The organism is Mesorhizobium sp. M7A.F.Ca.CA.002.05.1.1 (assembly GCF_003998335.1).
Lineage (GTDB): Bacteria > Pseudomonadota > Alphaproteobacteria > Rhizobiales > Rhizobiaceae > Mesorhizobium.
On sequence record NZ_RZQI01000911.1, the window covers coordinates 1 to 2,340 of the forward strand.

At 64.7% G+C, this 2,340-nt stretch carries 4 protein-coding genes; 1 reads left to right on the top strand and 3 read right to left on the bottom strand.

The genetic code is table 11. From position 1 onward, the window contains the following. Positions 1-837, top strand: an 837-nt coding sequence (locus EN939_RS30385; RefSeq protein ID WP_164751360.1) for an MFS transporter, incomplete at its 5' end; no start/stop codon positions are given. A gap of 2 nt (positions 838-839) precedes the next feature. Here EN939_RS30385 and EN939_RS30390 read toward each other — a convergent pair. From EN939_RS30390 to EN939_RS30400, 3 genes are all read right to left on the bottom strand, one after another. Then, on the bottom strand, positions 840-1,313 hold the full coding sequence (locus EN939_RS30390; RefSeq protein WP_127271343.1) for a DUF4262 domain-containing protein: 474 nt from the start codon (positions 1,311-1,313) through the stop codon (positions 840-842). Then, entirely contained in the window at positions 1,303-1,953 is a 651-nt protein-coding gene (gene maiA / locus EN939_RS30395) for a maleylacetoacetate isomerase (RefSeq protein ID WP_127271345.1), read from the bottom strand. Before maiA ends, EN939_RS30390 begins: the two co-directional genes overlap by 11 nt. Before the next feature lie 4 nt (positions 1,954-1,957). Beyond that, positions 1,958-2,340: fumarylacetoacetate hydrolase family protein (locus tag EN939_RS30400; protein WP_164751361.1), on the bottom strand; the 383-nt coding region annotated here is incomplete at its 5' end.

Sequence of the window (2,340 nt, forward strand, 5' to 3'; positions counted from 1 at the left end):
GTGGTGCAGGTGCTGGTCGCCTTCGCTGCCGACCTCGCCGTAGCGTCGCAGCGGGGGCGGGCGGTCGGCACCGTCACCAGCGGTGTCATCCTGGGCATCCTGCTTGCCCGCTTCGCTTCAGGGGTCGTCGCCGATTTCGCCGGTTGGCGCTGGGTTTATCTTGTCTCGGCCGGGTTGACGCTTGTCATGGCGATGGTTCTCTACCTGATCCTGCCGCGCCACGAGGCGGAGCGGCCACGCACATCCTATCCGCGCCTGCTCGCTTCGGTGCTGCTGCTGTTCGCGCAGGAGCCGCTGCTGCGCGTGCGGGCGGTGCTGGCCATGCTGATCTTCGCCAGCTTCAACGTGCTGTGGGCGCCGCTGGTGCTGCCGTTGAGTGCTGCGCCATTTTCACTTTCGCATACCGAGATTGGGCTTTTCGGCCTTGCGGGCGTCGCCGGCGCGCTCGGTGCGCGCTGGACCGGCGGCCTCGTCGATCGCGGCCGCGGCCAGTTGGTCACCGGCTTCAGCCTGCTGCTGATGATGGCAGCCTGGCTGCCGATCGCCTTCATGGGCATGTCGCTGTGGCTGCTCGTTGCCGGCATCGTCATGCTCGATCTGGCGATCCAGGCCGTCCACGTCACCAACCAGAGCCTGATCTTCGCCCGGCGCCCGGATGCGCGCAGCCGACTGGTTGGCGGCTATATGATCTTCTACTCGGTCGGCAGTGCCCTGGGCTCCATCGCCTCGACCATGGCTTACGGTGCAATGGGCTGGAATGGCGTCTGTGTGCTTGGCGCCGGCATCGGCCTGTTGGCGCTGCTGTTCTGGGCGTTGACGCTGCGCGTCGGCAGATAGGCCTATGGCGACGGCGCGGTGTCGAGAAGCGGCTGCCAGGCCCGGAACCAGTTGCTCGCCTCGGCCTGCCATGGCCAGATGCCGTCCACAGTGGGATAGATCAGCTGGAGAACACGGAAATCCAGGCCGTCGTAGAACCAGAGGTCCCAGCCGAAATGCTCGCGGTAGTGTTCGATGTGAACGGTGCCGAATTGACAGTCGAAACCTTCGATAAAACCGGACGATCGCTGCCCTGGTTGGAAAACCTCGCCGGAGCGGACGCGGCTGCAATACTCGTTGATGATGAACTGGGAGATTTCCGGCTTCAGGCCGATGACGATGAGTTCCGGCGCCTTGAAGTTGTGCTCTATTCCAACCGAATAGGTGAAAGGCGGATCGTCGCCTTCCTCCAGCACATGCAAGATGTGGCAGCCATAGGCCTCGATATCGGCCAGCGCCTTGGCTTCATCCGGGTCAGTGGCTTCTCTACTCGGCATCGAGCTGGTTCTGGGGCGCGGCTTTCTGGAAGGCCGGCAGCGCCATGCAGGCGGCGTTGATGCGCGCGATCGTCGGGTAGGGCGTCAGATCGACGCCAAACCGGGCGTTGCTGGCAATCTGCGCGGCGAGGCAGATGTCGGCCAGGCCCGGCGCATCGCCATGGCAGAATGTACCCGTCTCCGCCGACGACGCCATGATCTTTTCAAGCGGCCGGAAACCCTCGTTCACCCAGTGGCGGAACCAGTTGGTGATGTCTTCGTCGCCGGCGCCGAACAGAGTGCGCAGCGAGGTCAGCACGCGCAGATTGTTCACCGGGTGGATGTCGCAGGCGATCATCTGCGCCAGCATTCTCACGCGTGCCCGGCCGGCCGGGTCCTTCGGCAGCAGCGGTGGTTCCGGTTTGGTCTCGTCGAGGAACTCGATGATCGCCAGCGATTGGGTCAGCAGCGTGCCGTCGCCGAGGATCAGCGCCGGCACCAGCCCTTGAGGATTGACCGCGAGATAGGCTGGTTCCAGATGCTCGCCATGGCGCAGATGATGCGGGACATAGTCGTAGCTCAGCCCCTTCATCTCCAGCGCGATCCGCACCCGATAGGAGGTGGAGGAGCGATAGTAGTTGTGCAGGATGAGTTCGCTCATGGCCTCACTTCGGTTGGCCGATGGTCACTTCGATGGTCCCGATGCCGTCGACGCCGCCGGTCATCGTGTCGCCGACGCCAACCGCGCCGACGCCTGCCGGCGTACCGGTGAAGATCAGGTCGCCGGGCTCGAGTTCCATCGCCTCGCTGCAGATCGACACGATATCCGATATCGGCCAGATCAGTTCGGCGAGGTCGGCGTCCTGCCTGACCTTGCCGTTGACGGCGAGCCAGATGCGGCCTTTCCGTGGATGGCCGGATTCCTGCGCTTGCACCAGCGGGCCGCAAGGGGCGGAGCGGTCGAAGGCCTTCGACCAGTCCCAGGGCCGGGCGGCCTTCTTGGCCTCGTCCTGCAGATCGCGGCGGGTGAGGTCGATGCCGACACCAT